At 73.4% G+C, this 17,938-nt stretch carries 13 protein-coding genes; 2 read left to right on the top strand and 11 right to left on the bottom strand.

Annotation, left to right across the window (positions count from 1 at the left end):
* Positions 1-4: 4 nt before the first annotated feature.
* From ACQ3I4_RS13750 to ACQ3I4_RS13720, 7 genes are all read right to left on the bottom strand, one after another.
* Positions 5-2,470 (bottom strand): cell wall-binding repeat-containing protein, encoded by a 2,466-nt coding sequence (locus tag ACQ3I4_RS13750; RefSeq protein ID WP_329863888.1) that lies wholly within the window; start codon positions 2,468-2,470, stop codon positions 5-7.
* A gap of 94 nt (positions 2,471-2,564) precedes the next feature.
* Positions 2,565-3,383: a DUF1684 domain-containing protein gene (locus ACQ3I4_RS13745; protein ID WP_329863890.1), complete on the bottom strand. Its 819-nt coding sequence runs from the start codon at positions 3,381-3,383 to the stop codon at positions 2,565-2,567.
* A gap of 40 nt (positions 3,384-3,423) precedes the next feature.
* Positions 3,424-5,226: a hypothetical protein gene (locus ACQ3I4_RS13740; protein ID WP_329863892.1), complete on the bottom strand. Its 1,803-nt coding sequence runs from the start codon at positions 5,224-5,226 to the stop codon at positions 3,424-3,426.
* 114 nt (positions 5,227-5,340) lie between these two features.
* On the bottom strand, positions 5,341-6,360 hold the full coding sequence (locus ACQ3I4_RS13735) for a pseudouridine synthase (protein WP_430633765.1): 1,020 nt from the start codon (positions 6,358-6,360) through the stop codon (positions 5,341-5,343).
* A gap of 114 nt (positions 6,361-6,474) precedes the next feature.
* A complete protein-coding gene (locus ACQ3I4_RS13730; RefSeq protein WP_329863912.1) occupies positions 6,475-6,684 on the bottom strand; it encodes a dodecin in 210 nt (69 codons plus the stop codon).
* Positions 6,685-6,818: 134 nt separating this feature from the next.
* A complete protein-coding gene (locus tag ACQ3I4_RS13725; protein WP_329863896.1) occupies positions 6,819-7,727 on the bottom strand; it encodes a DNA-formamidopyrimidine glycosylase family protein in 909 nt (302 codons plus the stop codon).
* Positions 7,728-7,852: 125 nt separating this feature from the next.
* On the bottom strand, positions 7,853-13,102 hold the full coding sequence (locus ACQ3I4_RS13720) for an Lhr family ATP-dependent helicase (protein ID WP_329863898.1): 5,250 nt from the start codon (positions 13,100-13,102) through the stop codon (positions 7,853-7,855).
* Positions 13,103-13,305: 203 nt separating this feature from the next.
* On the opposite strand from ACQ3I4_RS13720, the gene ACQ3I4_RS13715 reads away from it, so the two are divergent.
* Positions 13,306-13,782, top strand: coding sequence for an SRPBCC family protein (locus tag ACQ3I4_RS13715; RefSeq protein WP_329863899.1), 477 nt, complete (start codon positions 13,306-13,308; stop codon positions 13,780-13,782).
* Between the two features lie 7 nt (positions 13,783-13,789).
* Here ACQ3I4_RS13715 and ACQ3I4_RS13710 read toward each other — a convergent pair whose 3' ends face one another.
* Both ACQ3I4_RS13710 and rlmH read right to left on the bottom strand, forming a co-directional pair.
* The gene (locus ACQ3I4_RS13710; RefSeq protein ID WP_329863902.1) at positions 13,790-14,419 is read right to left on the bottom strand and encodes a DUF4232 domain-containing protein; all 630 of its coding nucleotides are present in this window, start codon (positions 14,417-14,419) and stop codon (positions 13,790-13,792) included.
* 83 nt (positions 14,420-14,502) lie between these two features.
* The gene (gene rlmH, locus ACQ3I4_RS13705) at positions 14,503-14,961 is read right to left on the bottom strand and encodes a 23S rRNA (pseudouridine(1915)-N(3))-methyltransferase RlmH (RefSeq protein ID WP_329863904.1); all 459 of its coding nucleotides are present in this window, start codon (positions 14,959-14,961) and stop codon (positions 14,503-14,505) included.
* Between the two features lie 93 nt (positions 14,962-15,054).
* Here rlmH and ACQ3I4_RS13700 point away from each other — a divergent pair, with 93 nt between their 5' ends.
* Positions 15,055-15,795, top strand: a complete 741-nt coding sequence (locus ACQ3I4_RS13700) for a phosphatase PAP2 family protein (RefSeq protein ID WP_329863906.1) — start codon at positions 15,055-15,057, stop codon at positions 15,793-15,795.
* A 330-nt stretch (positions 15,796-16,125) separates the two neighbouring features.
* Here the strand turns inward: ACQ3I4_RS13700 and ACQ3I4_RS13695 are convergent, their stop codons facing one another.
* On the bottom strand, positions 16,126-16,995 hold the full coding sequence (locus tag ACQ3I4_RS13695; RefSeq protein WP_430633783.1) for a tyrosine-type recombinase/integrase: 870 nt from the start codon (positions 16,993-16,995) through the stop codon (positions 16,126-16,128).
* Positions 16,996-17,024: 29 nt separating this feature from the next.
* Positions 17,025-17,938, bottom strand: a 914-nt coding sequence (locus ACQ3I4_RS13690; RefSeq protein WP_430632801.1) for an IS256 family transposase, incomplete at its 5' end; no start/stop codon positions are given.

Here is a 17,938-nt window from a genome sequence, read left to right as displayed (position 1 = left end):
GGGGTCAGGACGGGCAGCGGTTCACCGCGCCGCTCGCCGCGTGCACGGCCGTGGAGGACAGGACGCCCGTGCCGCCGGCCAGGACGTTGGTGAAGCCCTCGAGCCGGGAGTAGGCCGTGGCCACGGCCGGAGGCAGGCAGGTGGGACGCGCCAGGAGCAGCGGAGCGCCGTTGTGTCCGGCGGCCACCGCGGCCGTCAGCCCGTCCGGGAAGTCGGCTCCCGAGGCGAAGAACGACCGTTGCGAACGGGAGGGCCAGAAGGCATTGGCCACGGCCGCGGACGTCGCATAGCGGTCCGCACCGCCGTAGCGGTTGATCCTCACTCCGGGCAGCGCCGAGCGGATCTGGGTGAGCACCGCGTCGGACACGACGCCGGTTCCGCCGGCCACGTAGACCGTGGCCGGATTGAGCCGCCGGAGTTCGGCGAGGGTGCCGGCCGGAAGCGATGAAGCTCGGGTCAGCAAGAGGGGCTGCTTGCGCTGTGCCGCGACGGCGGACAGGGAGAGCGCGTCCGGGAAGTTGGCCCCTGCGGCGAGGAACACCGCGGTGCTGGAGGGCCAGTTCCGGGAGGCCTGCGCCGCCGTCGCGTAGCGGTCGGCGCCGGCGTGCCGGGTGACCGGGGCGATCGCCGCGAGCTGCTGGGCGACGCCCGCCGAGACGACGCCGGTGCCGCCCACCACGTGGATGCGCGCCGGGCGCAGGCGCGCGATCTCATCCCGGACGTGAGGGGGCAGGACGCCGGGGCGGGTGAGCAGGAGCGGCCCCTGGACGCGGCCTGCGAGTGCCGTGCCGGCGAGGGCGTCCGCGAAGTCGGTCCCGGCGGCAACCACGACGGCCGGCGCCGTGGAAGGGAAGGAGTTGCGCGAGACGGCGACGGCGGTCGCATAGCGGTCGGCCCCGCCGAGCCGCACGGGTGCGAGCCGCGTCTGCGTGGAGGCGGTGCCGAGGTAGCTCGTTGTGAGGCGGTGCGGCGTGCTCCGCGAGTTCTTCGCGAAGTCCTGCAGGGAGGCCAGGTCGCCGTTCCAGACGTTGGAGTCGCCGACGAGGGGACCGGAGGAGCTGAACTGCCAGAGGTTGAAGGTCTTCCAGCCGGCGGGCAGCACGCGCGGGTTCTTGGGCACGTTGGTGGCGGTCGGGTAGAGCGCGACGTGCAGCGGCCAGCCCGCGAAGGCCGTCGAGCCGCCCGTGCACGGATCCCACCAGGCCTTGGCGGTGTAGATCATCGGGTAGCGGCCCGTCCGGGTCCTGACGGTCTCGCCGAAGTCCTTGATCCAGGCCACCATTTGCGCCGGCGTCATGCCGAAGCACATGTTGCCCTTGCCGTCGGGGTGCTGCGCGGCGGTGTACGGGTTCCACTCGATGTCCAGCAGCGGCGGGAGGGTCCTGCCGTCGTTGCTCCAGTTGCCGCCGGTGTCCAGGAAGTAGTTCGCCTGGGCGGCGCCCGTCGAGGAGGCCGGCAGGGCGAAGTGGTAGGCGCCGCGGATCATCCCCTGGTTGTAGGAGCCCGTGTACTGCTGGTTGAACTCGGAGTTCCGGATGTTCTGGGCCCGGGTGCCCTCGGTCGTCTTGACGTAGGCGAAGCGCGCACCGTCGGCCCAGGCCTGGGGCCAGTTCACGCCCTTCTGCCATCCGGAGACGTCCACGCCGAGCACGCCCGGCGGGGTCCAGGTCCAGGCCGCCGCTGCGGTGTCGGCGACCCAGTCGGCGGCCGGGCGGTAGACGGTTCCGGACGCAGACGCAGACGCAGACGCAGACGCAGACGCAGACGCTGACGCCGACGCTGACGCCGACGCGGACGACGCCGGGGCCGCGCCTTCCGCATCCTCCGTCGCCCCGGTGGGGACGCCGGCTTCCGTGGCGGATCCAGGTGTGGAGCCCGCGCCGGACGGGACCTCCGTGCCCGCGGGGGCTGGCGTGTCGGCGGAAGCGGCCGCCTCGAGGGCGGCCTCCTCCGCGGCGTCGGCGAGGGCCGCGAGCTCCTCGATCGTCGGCGCCTGCGGGTCGCCGGATTCCTCGATGCGCTTGACGCCCTGGCCGAGCCGGGCGCCCTCGGCCGGCAGCCCGATGGCCTCGTAGACCTCCTCGGCGAGCTCCTTGCGCTTCGCGGCACCGGGCGTGGTCTCGCCGCCGAGCTCCGCGCGCAGCCCGCGGGCCGCGTCGACGGCCGCCTCCGCGTCCACCGCCTGCGCCGTTCCGCCGAGCACGGCCGGGCCGCCCGGCACGGAGGCCGAGGAAGTCCCGGGAGCGTCCTCGACGTCCTCGCCGGCGGGCGGGGCCTGCGTCGGGGGAGAAGGCGTGGAGGACGAAGGGGGCGTGGTGGACGTCGATGAGGGCGTGGCCGGCGACGTCGCGGAGGCGTCGGCGGCGGCGGCCGGCGCGGCCAGTGCGGTCGGCGCGGAGATCAGGGTGGCCGCGAGTGCGGCGGCCACGGCGGGGGAGAGCAGGCCGAGGGGAAGGCTGCGGGCGGTCATGGTGGGGTCCTTGGTACGGTGTCGTCGGCCGGGGCAGTCCGACGAGTGTACCGTGAGTCACTTCCGTCTCACAGAGTCACTTCAACACCATCAGTCACACGCTGTGCCCGTCCTGGGCGATGTGGTCGCCGTCGACGGGGATGCGCTCGCCCGCGGTGACGGCCAGTTCCAGCCGGTTTCCGTGCAGGGGCATGGGGCACGCGGCGAAGCGGGAGAAGGCGAACGGGTAGTTCAGCGTGCGGTTGAAGTCCAGCACCACGAGGCCGTCGGGAGCCGGGGCCGGTACCGAGAGGAAGCGCCAGTCGGCCGTCGAGTCGCCGTTGGTCCCGTCGTGGAAGTTCAGCACCAGCGAGCCGTCCGCTCCCTCCTCGGCGGCGAGGCGGTGGGAGCGGCCGCCGGCCTCGAACACGACGTCACCGACGGCGGTCGCGGTCAGCCGCAGATCGGCCCGGTAGCTGCCGATCGACTCCGTCCGCTCCGCCTCGTAGGGCTCGAAGCGCCCCGCCAGGACCCAGGCGGGGTCGTAGTCGAAGACCGGCACGCCATGGAACGACTCGAGTGCCGGGTGGTGCTGCTCGCGCGTGCGGATCATGTAGCGGCCGTCCCGCAGGCCGAGCTCGACGAGCGTTCCGCCGTGGCGCAGCCAGAACACCGACGCGCCCTCCCCGAGCGCCCGGGCGAGGGGCGCGGTGACGGGGGTTCCGGCGTCGTACTCCACCACCGCGTCCTGCGCGGGATCCGGCACGTAGACGGCCCCGCCCGGCCCGCCCCCGAAACGACCGGGGAAGAACTCCACGGGCCCGGGTTCCGGCGGAAGCCACTGGTAGGAGCTCAGGGTCAGCCAGCCGAACTCGACGGCCAGGCCCTCCTCGCGGAGGCGGCGCCACTGCTTCCAGGTGTCGATCTCGCTCATGGACCCAGTCTGCCACCGCGGCGCTCCGGGCGGGGACGGGCTAGAACTCGGTGCGCTGCCCGCGGGCGGCCCGGCGCTCGGCGTGGCCGATCTGGTAGCGGCGGTTCTCGGTCGCCAGCAGCACGACGAACGCGCAGACTCCGGCGACGAGGGCCACGAGGGCGGAGGTGTTGGCGCCGATGAGGCGCGGCAGCATCATCCATGCCAGCCCCCAGGCGAAGCCGAGGGCCAGCACGATCCGCCCGCGCTCGGACATCGCGAAGGACACGGCCGCCCACGTGGCGCCGACGAGCGTGAGGACGGCCCACCATTCGGCCGGCAGCAGCAGCTCGATGCCCGCGCGTGTCAGCCACACCGCCAGGTTCATCGGCAGGACCGCGAGCATCCAGCCGAGGAAGAGCATCAGCGGGGCGTCGGTGAAGAACCGCTCGGCCCGCGTGCGGGCGGTGCGGAGGTTGACGTGGCGGAGCGTGAAGAGCAGGACGCCGGTCAGGACGATCGCGATCCACAGGGCGCTCGAGACCATGCCGTTGCGGGCGCAGACGAGCCACAGGGCGCCCAGGAGCGCGGCCGCCGCGGCGGGGTAGCCGAGCGCCCGCTGCCGCCGGGCCGAGCGCTGTCCGGGCAGCCACTGGAATCCGGCGAACAGCACGAGTCCGGCGAGGACCACGCCCCACAGGGTGAACGAATCGGTGCCCATCGACAGGAGGGAGCCGCGCGGCCGGAACGGGGAGTCGGGGCCGGAATGCGCCGTGGCGCCGCCGAAGAGGCCGAGCGCCCAGAAGCCGAGGAAGAGCGAGCCGAGGGCCGCGGCCGAGACCGCGATGCGGCGGTACAGGTCCGCAGGGGCCTCCTCGGGCTCGGGCCCGAAGGAGGGGAGGTTGTAGGGGGCGACGTAGACCGGTTCCGGCTCGTCGTCCGGATACGGCCGCGCCGTCCGCGAGGCCCGGATGGCCTGTTGGGCGCTCGCCACGATCGCTTCGAGGTCCTGCGGCGCGGCCGCGGCGGCGGACGGCCGTCCGGCCACGCCGGGGGCGGTCCCTGCGCCGGTGGCCCGGTCGCCGGCGGCGTCGGGCGCGGCCAGGGCGGATCCCGTGCCGGCGGATCCCGCGTCCACGGCGTCCGATCCATCGGGCGCCGGCCCGGACGGGGCCTCGCCGGCGGTGCGCTCGAGCTCCGCCGCCTCGCGGGCCAGGCGCTCCCGCTCCGAGCGTTCCCCTTCGAGTCGCTGGCGTTCCAGGTCCTCGCGCTGGAGGCGTTCGGCCTCGGCCTGTTCGGCCTCGGCGCGTTCGCGTTCGAGGCGCTCCTGCTCGGCGCGCGCAGCGGCGAGCTCCTTGCGGCGCTCGGCCTCGGCGAGCCGCTCGCGTTCGCGCTGCCGGCGCCTCACGCCGCGGGCGTGAGCCCGGGCCTGGGCTGCGCGCTTTTGACGCTCGACGAACTCGCTGCCGCGGGTGCGGATCTGCTCCCAGTCGGGTTCTCCGAGCTGGTCGAGCCATTCCCCGAGGCGGAAGCCCGCGGCATTGCCGCGCGTGTCGGCCCCGGCGTCGGGGTGGTGGGAGACCATGTGCCGTGCGGCGGGGGGCGTCTGGGGGCGCGGTGGGATCGAGGGCGGCCGTCCGGGGACCGGGACGTCCGTCGCGGGGTGTGGGGAGGCGGGGGCCGCGTCCGGTGCGGCGTCGGAGGGTGCGGGCGGGCGTGCGGGACGCGGGCCCGGGTTCCGGTGGGCCCCGTGCACGGCGCGCTCGGCCGCGGGGGTCCCGGCGCCGTCGGTGCGCGGCTGGCTGGCCTTGAGCCGTTCGAGCGCGGAGGAGGCGGCCGAGGTTTCCTCGCGCGTCTCAGCCATCGTCCGTCGTCCCCTTCCGTCGCTTCAGGAGTGCCAGCCCGCCCGCCAAAAGCACACCCACCAGCCTACCCAATGCAGGCGCCGGGTCGGGGGAGGCGCACCCTGGCGGGCTGCCTAGAGCGGGCTTTCCCGCAGCCGCAGCCGCGACGCGAAGCGCGCGGGACGCCCCGTGAGCGGATCCGTGAAGGCGATCGAACGGGCCAGGAGCTGCAGGGGCCGCTCGTGGTCGTCGGGCGCCTGGTCCAGGAGCACGGGATAGAAGGGGTCGTTGAGGATCCCGAGGCCGAGGGCGGCCAAGTGGACCCGGAGCTGGTGGGTCTTGCCCGTGTGCGGGCGCAGGCGGAAGTGCACGACGCCGGTGCCCGCGTGGGTGCCGCGGCTCACGCCGGTGCGCAGCGGCTCCACGAGCGTCTCGGCGTTGGCCTCACCGTCCTCCACGATGGCCCGCAGGGTGCCCTTCACCTTGGTCATGCGGTTGCGGTAGACGAGGGGAAAGCGGAGGTGGGCCGGCAGGCCGGGGACGGCGGCGGCGTCGTGCGGGTCGCGGGGGAGGACGACGCTGCCGGGCCATGCGGGCGGTGGCGGGGCGCCGGGGCCGGGTAGGGCGCTGACGGCCTCGTACTCCTTGTGGATCTGCCGGCGCTCGAAGAGCGTCTGGTAGGCGCCGCGCGTGGCCGGATTCGTGGAGAAGAGGATGACGCCGGCGGTCGCCCGGTCGAGGCGGTGCATCGGGACCAGCTCGGGCAGCCCGAGCCGGTTCCGCAGCCGGACCAGCGCGGATTCCTGGACGAACCGGCCGCCCGGCGTGGTCGGCAGGAAGTGGGGCTTGTCCACGACGAGCAGGTGATCGTCCTGGTGCAGCACCGTCTCGGTGACCGGGATCGGCTCCTCGCCGGGCAGGTCCCGGTAGTACCAGAGGAACTCGTGGCGCCCGAGCGGCGTGCGGGGCGTGATCGGCTCCCCGCCGAGCCCGACGACCTCGCCCTCGGCGAAGCGCCGCGCGATCCCGTCCGGGTCCACGTGGCCGAAGCGGTGCAACACGTAGTCCATGACGGTATCCCAGCCCTCGCGGGGCAGCCGCAGGCGGGTCGCGTTGACGCCGTCGCGCACGGGGAGTGGGGACTTCATGGCCATCCCCCCACGCTAGCCGACCCGCGGCACGGGTGGCGCCGGCGCTTCCGGGGTTCCCCGGCGGGCGCCGTGCGGGCCGGGCGGCGGGCGGAGTGCGGGCGGAGGGCTCCCGCACGGCTACTCCTCGATGCGGAAGCCGAGCTTGATTCCGACCTGCCAGTCCGCGACCTCGCCGTCCTTGAGGTGCCCGCGGATCTCTGTGACCTCGAACCAGTCGAGGTGGCGCAGGGTCCGCGAGGCCTGCGCGACGGCGTTGCGGACCGCGGACTCGACGCCGTCCGGGGACGTGCCGACGATCTCGGAGACGCTGTAGACGTGGTTGGACATGGTGACCTCCGCTGGCAGCGGCCCGGCGGGGGCGCCCGGCCTGGTGTTGGCCACGCTACTGGGGTGGACGACGCGCGTAAATGGGCGGCGGCCGTCGGGCCGGGCCGGCGGTTCCCCGTCTCCGCGGCGGCTGCCTACGCGGCCGGGTGCTGCAGCGGCTGGCAGTGCGGACAGTAGTAGAGGTCGCGCTCGGCCTGCTGCGCCGCGCGGGAGGCGCTCGCCGCGGCCGCCGCGGCGGCGAGCTCGGCGAGGTTCTCGGCCGCGCGCGGGCCCTGCCCGGCACCGGCGGGCACGGACTGGCCGTGGACGTTCACCGGATCGGCGATCTTCTCGTGGACGATCGGCGTGCCGCAGCGGTGGCACGGCTTGCCGCCGCGGCCGTAGACCCAGTACGGATCCCGGATGCTTCCCGGCGTCGTGACGCGGCGGGCCCGGTCCTTGTTGGTGTGCAGGAGCTGGTGGGCGAGTTCCACGAGCCGGGCCATGTCCGGCAGCTCGCCGGCCGGCGTGCGCGGGTTGGCCTGCAGGAGGAAGAGGAGCTCGCAGCGGTAGATGTTCCCGATCCCGGCGACGAGCCGCTGGTCCAGGATGGACAGGCCGATCGGCCGTTCCGGGTCCAGCAGGAGCCGCCGCTCGGCCTCGGCGGGGTCCCAGGAATGGCCGAGCGGGTCCGGCCCCAGGTGCCCGACCGCCTCGGGCTCGTCGGCCGTCCGGATAACGCGCAGGAAGCCGAGCTCGAACCCGACGGCCTGGAAGGCCTCGTTCTTCAGGATGCAGCGGGCCTTGAAGGCGGGTGCCCGCCAGCGCTCGCCGGGGGCGTAGACGTCCCAGTGCCCGTCCATCATCAGGTGGGAATGGATGCTCAGGTCGGCCGCCCGGATCAGCAGGTGCTTGCCCCGGGACACCACGGATCCCACGAGGGCCCCCGCCAGGTTCAAGGTGGCGTAGCGCGGGACGCGGAAGTCGCTGGATTCCAGGACCCTGCCGGTCAGGGCCGCGTCGAGCATCCGCGCGGCGCGGTAAACACTGTCTCCCTCAGGCAATGCCGGTCACATCCTTGTCCTCTGCTTCCTGTGCTCCTAGCTTGTCATGTCCTGCGCCCGTGTGGGTGGTTACGTTTTGGTAGCGGTCCGCGGGGCGTGCTCCGCGCCTGCGGTTTCCGCGCAGGTCATGGGCGGAATCGGACCCCGTGGGGGGAGGAGTAGAAGCCGGCGGCGAGGAGGGCCGCGGCGAGCGGCGTGTCCGGAACCGGCTGCCCGTTGACCTTCTCCACCGCCATCTTGTCCACGCCCGCCCGCCGCAACGCGGCGACGAGGGCGCGCGCCACGGCGTCCAGCCGGGCCGGGTCCTGCTCGTAGCAGAGCAGGGTCTTGCCGCCGCGCTCCACGTAGAGGGCCAGGGCGCCGTCGACGAGGACGACGACGGCGCCCGCCTTGCGCCCGGGCCGGTGCCCCGTGGCGCCGGGACTGCCGGACGGGCCGTCGGCGGCGGGCCAGGGCAGGGCGGCGCCGTAGGGGTTGGCCGGGTCGGTGGCGGCGAGCGCGAGGGCCGGGGTGCCCGCGTCGGCGCGGTGCACGGCGTCGAGCTCGGAGTCGCGCACATGCCCGCGCAGCCGGTCCACGGTGGCCGGGGTGGAGAACTGGGCGGCGCCGAGCCGCTCGATGAAGTAGCCGCGGCGTGCCCGCCCCGCCTCCTCGAGCCGCGCGAGGACCTTGTAGACCAGGCCGAAGCCGCCGGGGACGTCCTCGACGGCGACCGAGCCCCGGGTCACGACCCCGTAGCGGTCCAGGAGGTACTCCGCGAGGGCGTGGGCGCGCACCGTGGGGTCCGCTTCCGGGGCCGGCAGCAGCGACCATCGTCCGGCAGCATGGGACGGGAGGCGTCCGGCGTCGTGGCTCGCCTCGAGCCGCCCGGACGCATCCGGGCGGAGCCCGCCGCGCAGCGGCGTCCCGCCGGGGGCGCCGGCACCGCCCTCGAGGTCACTCCCGACACCGGGGCCGGGGTTCGGACCGCGGGATCCGGAGGCGCCCGACGCGGCTCCGCGCTGCGGCCTCCCGAGGCCGGCGTAGCGTCCCGGCAACCGCGTGCGGGCCCGTGGGGTCTGAGCCCGTTGCCGGTGCGCCGTCTTCCCGCCGCCCAGCATGCCGCGGACGGGGGCGAAGGTGTCGTTCCCGACCCGGCCTGCCCAGACCAGGTCCCAGAGGGCCGCAAGCAGCTCCTCCTGGGGCACCGGCGCCCCCGCGGAGGGCCCTGCCGCCGTGGCGCCGTCCACGGGAGGGCGTCCCTCCGCCCCCGGGCGCCCGGGCTGAGCGTCGCCCGGCAGCCGGGCTGCGGCGTCGTCCCGTCCCCGAGCGTCTCCCGGCAGCCGGGCCGCGACGTCGTCCCGTCCCTGCGCTTCGACGAGGGAAGCGAGCTGCCCGAAGAAGTAGGCCCCTCCGAGGCCCGTGCCCCCGGGGTCGAGCGCGGCCAGGATCCGGCGGTGCAGCGCGCCCGGCTCGAACGACGGATCCGGCTCGAGCGTCAGCGGGGCGTTCTCCGCGAGGTGGAGGCTGATCCAGCCGTCGTTGCCCGCGAGGGCACCGGCCCCGGACCACAGCACCTCGCCGGTGGCCATGAGCTCGTCGAGCATGCCGGGCCGGTAGTCCTCCACGCGCGCGGGCAACACGAACCCCTCCCAGGCGCTCGCCGGGACGGGGACGCCGGAGAGCTGGTCGATCACCGTGGCGACGCCGTCGAGCCCGCGCAGGCGCGCGCCGACGGACTGCCACTCGGGCAGGAAGCGGCCATAGGCGGCCGCGTCCACGGGTTCCACGTCGGCGCGGAGCGCGGCCAGCGAGCGCCGGCGGATCCGGCGCAGGACCTCGGCGTCGCACCATTCGGCGCCGGCCTCCCCGCTGCCGTCGTGGGCCTGCGCCGTGGGCCGGAACTCGCCCTCGACGACGCGGCCCTCCCCGGCCAGGCGCTTCAAGACGGCCAGCACGACGGCGCCACCGAGGCCCAGCCGGGCCGCCGCCTCCGCCGCCGTGAACGGCCCGTGGGTGCGCGCGTAGCGGCCCACGAGGTCCCCGAGCGGATCCGCGACCGGCTCGACGAACGCGAGCGGGACGCCGATCGGCAAGGGCACGCCGATCGCGTCGCGCAGCCGGGCCGCGTCCTCGATCGCGGCGACGACGGGCCGGCCGGCGAGGTTCAGGCGCAGCGCCCGGTTGGCGCGGACGAGATCCCCCACGTGGCGCGCGGCCGCGGCGGTCTCCTCCGTGTGGCGCCCGGCCGCGGCGGGCTCCTCCGGCCCAACTGCGGCTTCTCGACCGATCTGCGTCCGATGGACGGCGATCGGTCCATGGCCCGCGGTTTCGCCGGATGGGCCGGAAGGGCCGTCGGCGGGCTCGAGGCGCGCGGCGAGTTCGGCCTCGTCGAGCGGACCGAGCAGGCGCAGCAGGTCGGCCGTCCCCTCGAGCCCCTTGAGCCGGTAGCCCTCGGCGAGGCGCTGCAGCTCGGCCTCGGTGCGCTCGATGACCTGCGGGTCCAGCAGCTCGCGCAACTCTGCACGGCCCAGCAGCTCGTTGAGCAGTCCGGGGTCCAGGGACAGGGCGGCCGCCCGGCGTTCGGCCAGTGGTGAGTCGCCTTCGTAGAGGAACTGGGCGACATAGCCGAACAGCAGGGACTGGGAGAACGGGCTCGGCGCCCTGGTGGTGGTCTCCACGACCGTGATCTCGCGGCGGGCCACGGCGGCGGCGATGGAGCGCAGGGCGGGCAGGTCGTAGACGTCCTGCAGGCATTCGCGGACCGTCTCGAGGATGATCGGGAACGTCGGGTACTTCCGGGCGACGTCGAGCAGCTGGGCCGATCGCTGCCGCTGCTGCCAGAGCGGGGTGCGCTTGGCCGGATTCTGGCGGGGCAGCAGCAGGGCGCGCGCGGCGCACTCGCGGAACCGGGAGGCGAAGAGCGCGGAACCGCCGACCTCGGCCGTGACGATCGACTCGAGCTCGTCCTCCTCGAAGAGGAACAGCTCGGCGCCCGGCGGCTCGTCCTCCATCATCGGCACGCGCAGGACGATCCCGTCGTCGGCGGCCATCGCCGAACCGTCCAGCCCGTAGCGTTCGTGCAGGCGCGCCCCGACGGCCAGGGCCCACGGGGCGTGCACGGGCAGGCCGAAGGGGGAGTGCAGGACCACGCGCCAGTCGCCGAGCTCGTCCTGGAAGCGCTCCACGACGAGCGAGCTGTCGCTCGGGACGACGCCGGTGGCCTCGCGCTGGGCACGCAGGTAGTTCCGCACGTTCGCGGCCGCCCAGCCGTCGAGGCCGATCGCGTCGAGGCGCCGGGCCGCCTCGTCGTCGCCTGCCGCGGCCAGCTCCCGGCGGAAGGCGCCGAGGGCGTAGCCGAGCTCCACGGGCCGGCCGAGCGCGTCGCCGCTCCAGAACGGCAGCTTGCCCGGCTGCCCGAAGGCCGGGGTGACGATCACCTTGTCGTGCGTGATGTCCTCGATCCGCCAGCTCGTGGCCCCGAGCGCGAAGACGTCGCCCACGCGGGACTCGTAGACCATCTCCTCGTCGAGCTCGCCCACGCGCCGGCCGCCCTTGACGGTGTCCTCGCTCCCGGCGAGGAACACGCCGAACAGGCCGCGGTCCGGGATGGTCCCCCCCGAGGTCACGGCGAGCCGCTGGGCGCCGGGACGGCCGGTGATCGTGCCGGCGTCGCGGTCCCAGATGATCCGCGGGCGCAGTTCCGCGAACTCGTCCGACGGGTACTTGCCGGCGAGCAGGTCCAGCACGGCGTGGAACGCGGAACGCGGCAGGGCGGCGAAGGGCGCCGAGCGGCGGACGACGTCGAACCACTCCTCCGCGTCGACCGCGCCGAGCGCCGTGGCCGCGACCGTCTGCTGCGCGAGGATGTCCAGGGGGTTCGCCGGGACGCGCAGGGGTTCGATCCCGCCGGCGAGCATGCGCTCCACGGCGACGGCGGTGTTGACCAGGTCCCCGCGGTGCTTGGGGAAGAAGACGCCGTGGGAGGTCTCGCCGACCTGGTGGCCGGCGCGTCCCACGCGCTGCAGGCCGGAGGCCACGGACGTCGGCGACTCGACCTGGATCACGAGGTCCACGAGCCCCATGTCGATCCCGAGCTCGAGCGAGGACGTCGCGACGACGCAGCGCAGCCGGCCCGACTTGAGGTCGTCCTCGATCTGCGCGCGCTGGTCCTTGGACACCGATCCGTGGTGGGCCCGCGCCAGGAGCGGCTCGGCCCCGGCGACCGTCCCGGCCTGGGCCATGATCTCGGCCGGCATCCGCCCGGGCGGGCCGCCGGGCCCGGTTCCGGGCGCCGATCCACGGGATCCCTGCCCGGGACCGGCCCCGGTGCCGCCCTCGGCCCAGACGTCGCCGGTGCCGTCGACGCCCCAGGGATCCGTCCCCTCGGCGGCGGCCAAGCGGAGGGAGTGGATCTCGTTGAGCCGCCCGGTCAGGCGCTCGGCGAGCCGGCGGGAGTTCGCGAAGACGATGGTCGAGCGGCGGGAGAGCACCAGGTCGACGATCTTCTCCTCGACGTGGGGCCAGATGCTGGCCTGGGGCTGCAGGCCGGACGCGGGCCCGAGGTCGTGCGCGGCCGCGGCCGCGGGCAGGTCGGTCATGTCCTCCACGGGCACCGTGACGGTGAGCTCCCACGTCTTGGCCGATTCCGGGGCGACGACCTCGACGGGCCGCGCGCCCCCGAGGAAGCGGGCGACCTCCCCGCGGGGCTCGACCGTGGCGGAGAGGCCGATCCGCTGGGCCGGGCGCGCCAGCAGGGCGTCGAGTCGTTCGAGGGAGACGGCCAGGTGCGCGCCGCGCTTGGTGCCCGCGACGGCGTGGACCTCGTCGACGATGACGGTGTCGACGCCGGCCAGGGTCGCCCGCGCGCGCGAGGTCAGCATGAGGAACAGGGACTCGGGGGTCGTGATGAGGATGTCCGGCGGGTGGGAGAGCAGCTTGCGCCGCTCCGACGCCGGGGTGTCGCCGGAGCGCACGCCGACCGTGATCTCCGGGGCGGGGAGGCCGAGCCGGCCCGCAATCTGGGTGATGCCGATGAGCGGGCTGCGCAGGTTGCGTTCGACGTCGACCCCGAGTGCCTTGAGCGGGGAGATGTAGAGGACGCGTGTGGTGCGCCGGGCGTGCCGCGCGGGGGTGCCGGTGACGCCGTCGAGGTCCAGCTCGGCCTGCCGCGGCGCGTCGGCGGCCCGGATGAACGAGTCGAGGGCCCAGAGGAACGCCGAGAGCGTCTTGCCGGAGCCCGTCGGTGCGATGACGAGGGCGTTCGCGCCGGAGGACACGGCCTGCCACGAGCCGAGCTGGGCCGCGGTGGGCGCGTTGAAGGCCCCGGTGAACCACTCCCGCGTGGCGGGCGTGAACCGGTCCATCACCGATGTCGTGGGGGCCTGGGGTTCCATCGGGATCAGCCTACGCCGCGCCACCGACGCTTCGGCGGGCCCGCCGCTCCGGGTCGTCCCGGGAGCCCCGCCGTGCCCGGGCGGCGCCGCCCCGGGAGGCCGCCGTCCGGCGTCGTACCGTCCCCGTACCCAAGCGTCGGTGCCGCGCCCTACACTGGCGGAACCGGCCCGCGCGGCGCCGGCAACCGCAGAAGGGACGGCCCATGGACAGGATCGAGATTCGCGTCGAGCGGCTGGTCGCCGCCGACCCGCGCGTGGTGTGGGACGTGGTGACGGACCTGGACCACGCGGCGCAGACCTTCGGCGGCATCGAGGCCGTCGAACGCGTCGAGGGCACGGGCTACGCACCGGGCGTGCGGTGGCGCGAGACGCGCAAGGTCATGGGCCGCAGCGCGACGGAGGAGATGTGGGTGGACGAGGTCGAGGAGCCGCGCCGCACCGTCGTGCGCGCCGAGTCCCGCGGCGTGCGCTACGACTCCACGTTCACCCTGACGCCCGAGCCCGGGGGCACGCGGCTGGAGCTCGTCTTCGGCGGCGACCCCGTGGGCCAGGGCGCGGTGGCGCGCTTCATCGGCCGGCTGATGGGCCCGCTCGCCGTCAAGGGCACGCGCAAGATGCTCGAGCAGGACCTCGCCGACATTGCGCGCGAGGCCGAGGCGAGGGGTCGCACCGGCCTGTGAGCCGCGGCTACTTCTCGTACGGGCCCGCCTCCAGCAGCACCACGGTCGCCGAGGAGCACGCCGTCGCGTCGCGCTTCAGGTAGGATGTCGCGCCGCCGTCGGACAGGGCCACGGCCAGGAGCGGGGCGTCGACGGGCCGGCAGTCCTCCGGGTCGAACTTCCCGGCCTGCTTCTCGCGCAGCACGGCCGCGGCGCTCTCGCCGGTGCCGAGCGTGATCTCCGGCGCCGGCTCGCCCACGTGGGCCGCCGGCGCACCGAGGGTCTCGCCCTCGGCGGCCTGGTAGGTGATGACGGGGAAGCCGGCGAGCGTGCACTCGTCCCCTTCGTTGGTCACGACGAGCCGGCGCGTCACGGCCTGCGCGTCGGCGCCGCCCTCGACATCCTCGACGACGATCTCGGCGTCGTCCGCGCTGCACGGCAGGCCCGCCGGGGCCGTGCCGGGGGTCGCCGTGCCCGCGCCCGTCGGGGCGGCGCCGGCGGGCCCCGAGGACGACGCCGGTGCCTCCTGGGTCGAGGTGGCCTGCGGTGAGCCGGGGCTGAGGGTGGATTCGGTGGCCTGTTGCGGCGCTCCGCACGCGGACAGTGCGAGCGGCGCCAGCAGGGCCGCAGCCAGCAGGATCGGGGTTCGGTTTTTCACGGTATCCCTCCTCGGTCGTGGGCAGGCGGTGCCTGCTTTCCCGACGCTACACCCGGGCGGAATTGGTGTCTGCAGGCAACCGGTTATTCGTGGTGGTAGGGCCGGCCACCGGCGATCTCCTGGGCCCGGTAGAGCTGCTCCGCCAGGACCAGGCGGACCAGCTGGTGCGGGAAGACGAGCTTGGACAGGCTCCAGACGAAGTCCGCCCGCCGGTGCACCTCGGCGTCGACGCCGTAGGCCCCGCCGATGACGAGCGTGACGGGCCGGGCCGTGTCGAGCGGACGCTGCAGGGCGGCCGCGAGCGCGGGGGAGTCGATGTTCTTCCCGCGTTCGTCCAGGAGGACGAGGTAGTCGGACGGGGACACCTTGGACAGGATGCGGGACGACTCCTCGGCGCGGGCGGCATCGCCCTCCCGGGCGGAGTGCGGCAACAGCTGCCAGGAGAGGTCGAAGGGCTTCTTCATCCTCTTGCCGTAGCGCTCGATGCCCTCGGCGACCCACGATTCGTGCTTCTTGCCTACTGCCAGGATCCGCAATGCCATGGCACTAGTCTTTCAGCTACGAACGGCAGGGCGGACCCGGCCGCGGCAGCCGGCCGAGGGCCGGACCGGAACACGTGGAAGGACGGCAGGAAGATGACCCAGCCAGCGCATCAGGCGGACCCGGGGGACAAGGCGGCGTCCGTCGTCGCCCGGGTGGCCGGACCGTACGGCGCCCTGTGGCTCGTCCTGGTCCTGGGTGCGGCGGCCGTCACGGCCCTCACGGCGCTCGCGGCCGAGATCTACGAGTCCGTGGTCGAGGCCGACGGCCTGGCCGGGGTCGACCAACCGCTCCTGGACTGGATGATCACCCTTCGCTCGCCGGGGCTGGACGCCGGAGTCACCGCCTTCACCGACGTCGGCGGGACCGTGGGCATGCCGGTCGTCGCGCTCGCCGCGATCGGCGTGCTGACGTGGATGGGCCGGAGCTGGCGTCCGCTCATCCTGGTCGCGGCCACGGCGGCCGGATCGCTCTTGATGACGGTCGTCGGCAAGGAACTGATCGGGCGGGCCCGGCCGGCGCTCGCCGACGCCGTGCCTCCGTACGAGTCCTCCGCGTCCTTTCCCAGCGGGCACACGCTCAACGCCACGGCCATCGTCGCGGTGATCGTCTACCTGTGCTGGATCGAGCTGCGCAGCCGGACGGCCCGGATCGTGGTCCTGACGCTGGGCCTCCTGTTCGTCGTCGGCATCGGCAGCAGCCGCGTTTTCCTGGGGCACCACTGGTTCACCGACGTCGTCGCGGCCTGGGCGCTGGGGCTGGCCTGGGCCGCCGTCGTGGTCTTGGCCCACAGGGCGTTCCACACGGTGCGCCGGGTGCGCCGCCAGAGCCTCTAGCGGCTGCTTGACTTCAGCGCGATGATGGGCCTGCCGGGTGCGGCGTTCGCCAAGGCCCAAGGGACGGCATCGACCGAGTGCGGCAGCCCGCCCCTCCACGATGAGCACCTCGATGGGGATCAGGCCAACCGCGGAACTCCCTTGGATTGCCGAAAGGCGTGAACCGGAGAAGCGAAAGGCGCTTGCTTTGCTGTGTTGTCAACGAAGCAAGCGCCTTTCAGGTGGCGGTGACGGTGGGATTTGAACCAGTAGTCACGCGTTCCGGTGCCCCCGTCACCGATCGTCTTCCCTGTCACAGAGCCAAAATTGCTGCCATCGCCTGCGGCTTGCTCACACCTGATCACCCCTATTCGCAGGTGAACCATTGTCAGATCCTTGTCGGATCAGGTGCTCCGCACGCATCTTGCTCAGCGCCTCCGCGACGGTGTCCAGATCGTCGTCGAAGAGGTCTGCGTACACGTCCAAGGTCATGGCTGCACTGGCGTGCCCGAGCATCCGTTGCACGGCCTTGACGTTAGCGCCACTGCTGATCGCAAGCGACGCCGTCGTGTGGCGAAGGTCGTGCGGAGTGACGTGCGGGAAGTGCGCTTCGCTGGCCTGCGCCCGCTTTACGGCTCCCCGGAACCACCCGCCCTTCCCGTTGCCCGGCCGCAGGAAACCGCCGAGCTCAGAAGGGAAGAGCAACGCGTCTCGATCCTTACCTGCGCACGCCGCGGCCACCGTGTCGTCCAGGAAGTCCGGATACGGTACCGAGCGCCGGTGGTGGGTCTTCGGAGTGCCGACCTTCACCTGTCCGCCGACCATGACCGCGTTCTCCACGATCTCGACCCGTCGACGGGCCGTGTCCACCCGCTTGACCGTCAGGCCGGTAGCCTCTCCCCACCTCAGACCCGTGAACGCCAGAAACCTGATCAGCCCGGGGTACTTGGACGCTTCAGCAAGCCGCTCGACCTGCTCGAGCGTTAAGTAGGCCCGGGGCTTCCTGACCTTCCTCGGCGTCCTCACGTCACGAGCTGGATTCGACGGGATCCGCCGGTCGCGCACTGCGCTGTCGAGGATCGCGGCGAGCACGCCGTGCACCCGCTTGACGGTCGTTGCGGACTTCTCCTTGCTGAGCTCCGCGACCCAGGTCGCGACCTCAGTGTGCCGAATGCTGCCGACGGCGCGGGTGCCCCACTGCGGCTTCACATGGGGGACTATCTCATTAACGGTGTATCCGGCGGTTTCTTTTAGTAGCTTTCAGCGGCCGGGAATCGGTCGCTGAAAGTGATGGCGAAGGCGTTCAAAGCGGGCTTCCAACGCACGGCCCATCGGGTCTTGCCGGCACCGGTCGGATCGAGGGATCGGGTGACCAGATACAGGCACTTTAGCGCAGCCTGCTCGGTGGGGAAATGACCCCGGGCCTTCACGGCGCGCCGGTACCTGGCGTTGAGGGATTCGATCGCATTGGTCGAGCAGATCACGCGCCGGATTTCCACGTCATAGTCCAGGAACGGGATGAACTCCTCCCACGCGTTCTCCCACAGCCGCACGATGGCCCCGTATTTCTTGCCCCAGCGCTCGGTGAGCTCCTCGAACGCCGCCCTGGCGGCCGCAGCGTTCACGGCGGTGTAGATGGGCTTCACGTCCCGTTTGAGCGCGTCCCAGTCCTTCTTCGAGGCCAGGCGGAAGGTATTGCGGATCAGGTGGATGATGCAGGTCTGCACGGTTGTCAGCGGCCAGACGTTGGTGACGACTTCGGGCAGGCCTTTGAGGCCGTCGCAGACCAGGAAGAAGGTGTCTTTCACGCCGCGGTTCTTGATGTCGGTGAGCACGCTCATCCAGAACTTCGCGCCCTCACCGCCGGTGCCGGCCCACAGGCCGAGGATGTCCTTCTCACCCTCCAGCGTCACGCCGATCGCGGCGTAGACGGGCCGGTTGGCGACCTGCCCGTCGCGGACCTTGACGACGATGGCGTCGATGAAGATCGCCGCGTAGACCTCATCCAGCGGCCGGTTTTGCCACGCGGCCATCTCGTCGAGCACCCTGTCGGTGATCCGCGAGACGGTCTCCTTTGACACGGACGCACCGTAGATCTCGGCGAAGTGCGCGCTGATTTCCCCGGTGGTCAGGCCCTTGGCATAGAGCGACAGGACCATCTCAT

The organism is Zafaria sp. Z1313, assembly GCF_050563205.1.
Classification (GTDB): Bacteria; Actinomycetota; Actinomycetes; order Actinomycetales; family Micrococcaceae; genus JAZDCJ01.
Note: the sequence above shows the minus strand (reverse complement) of the source record. Positions and strands in the feature narration are given on the sequence as shown.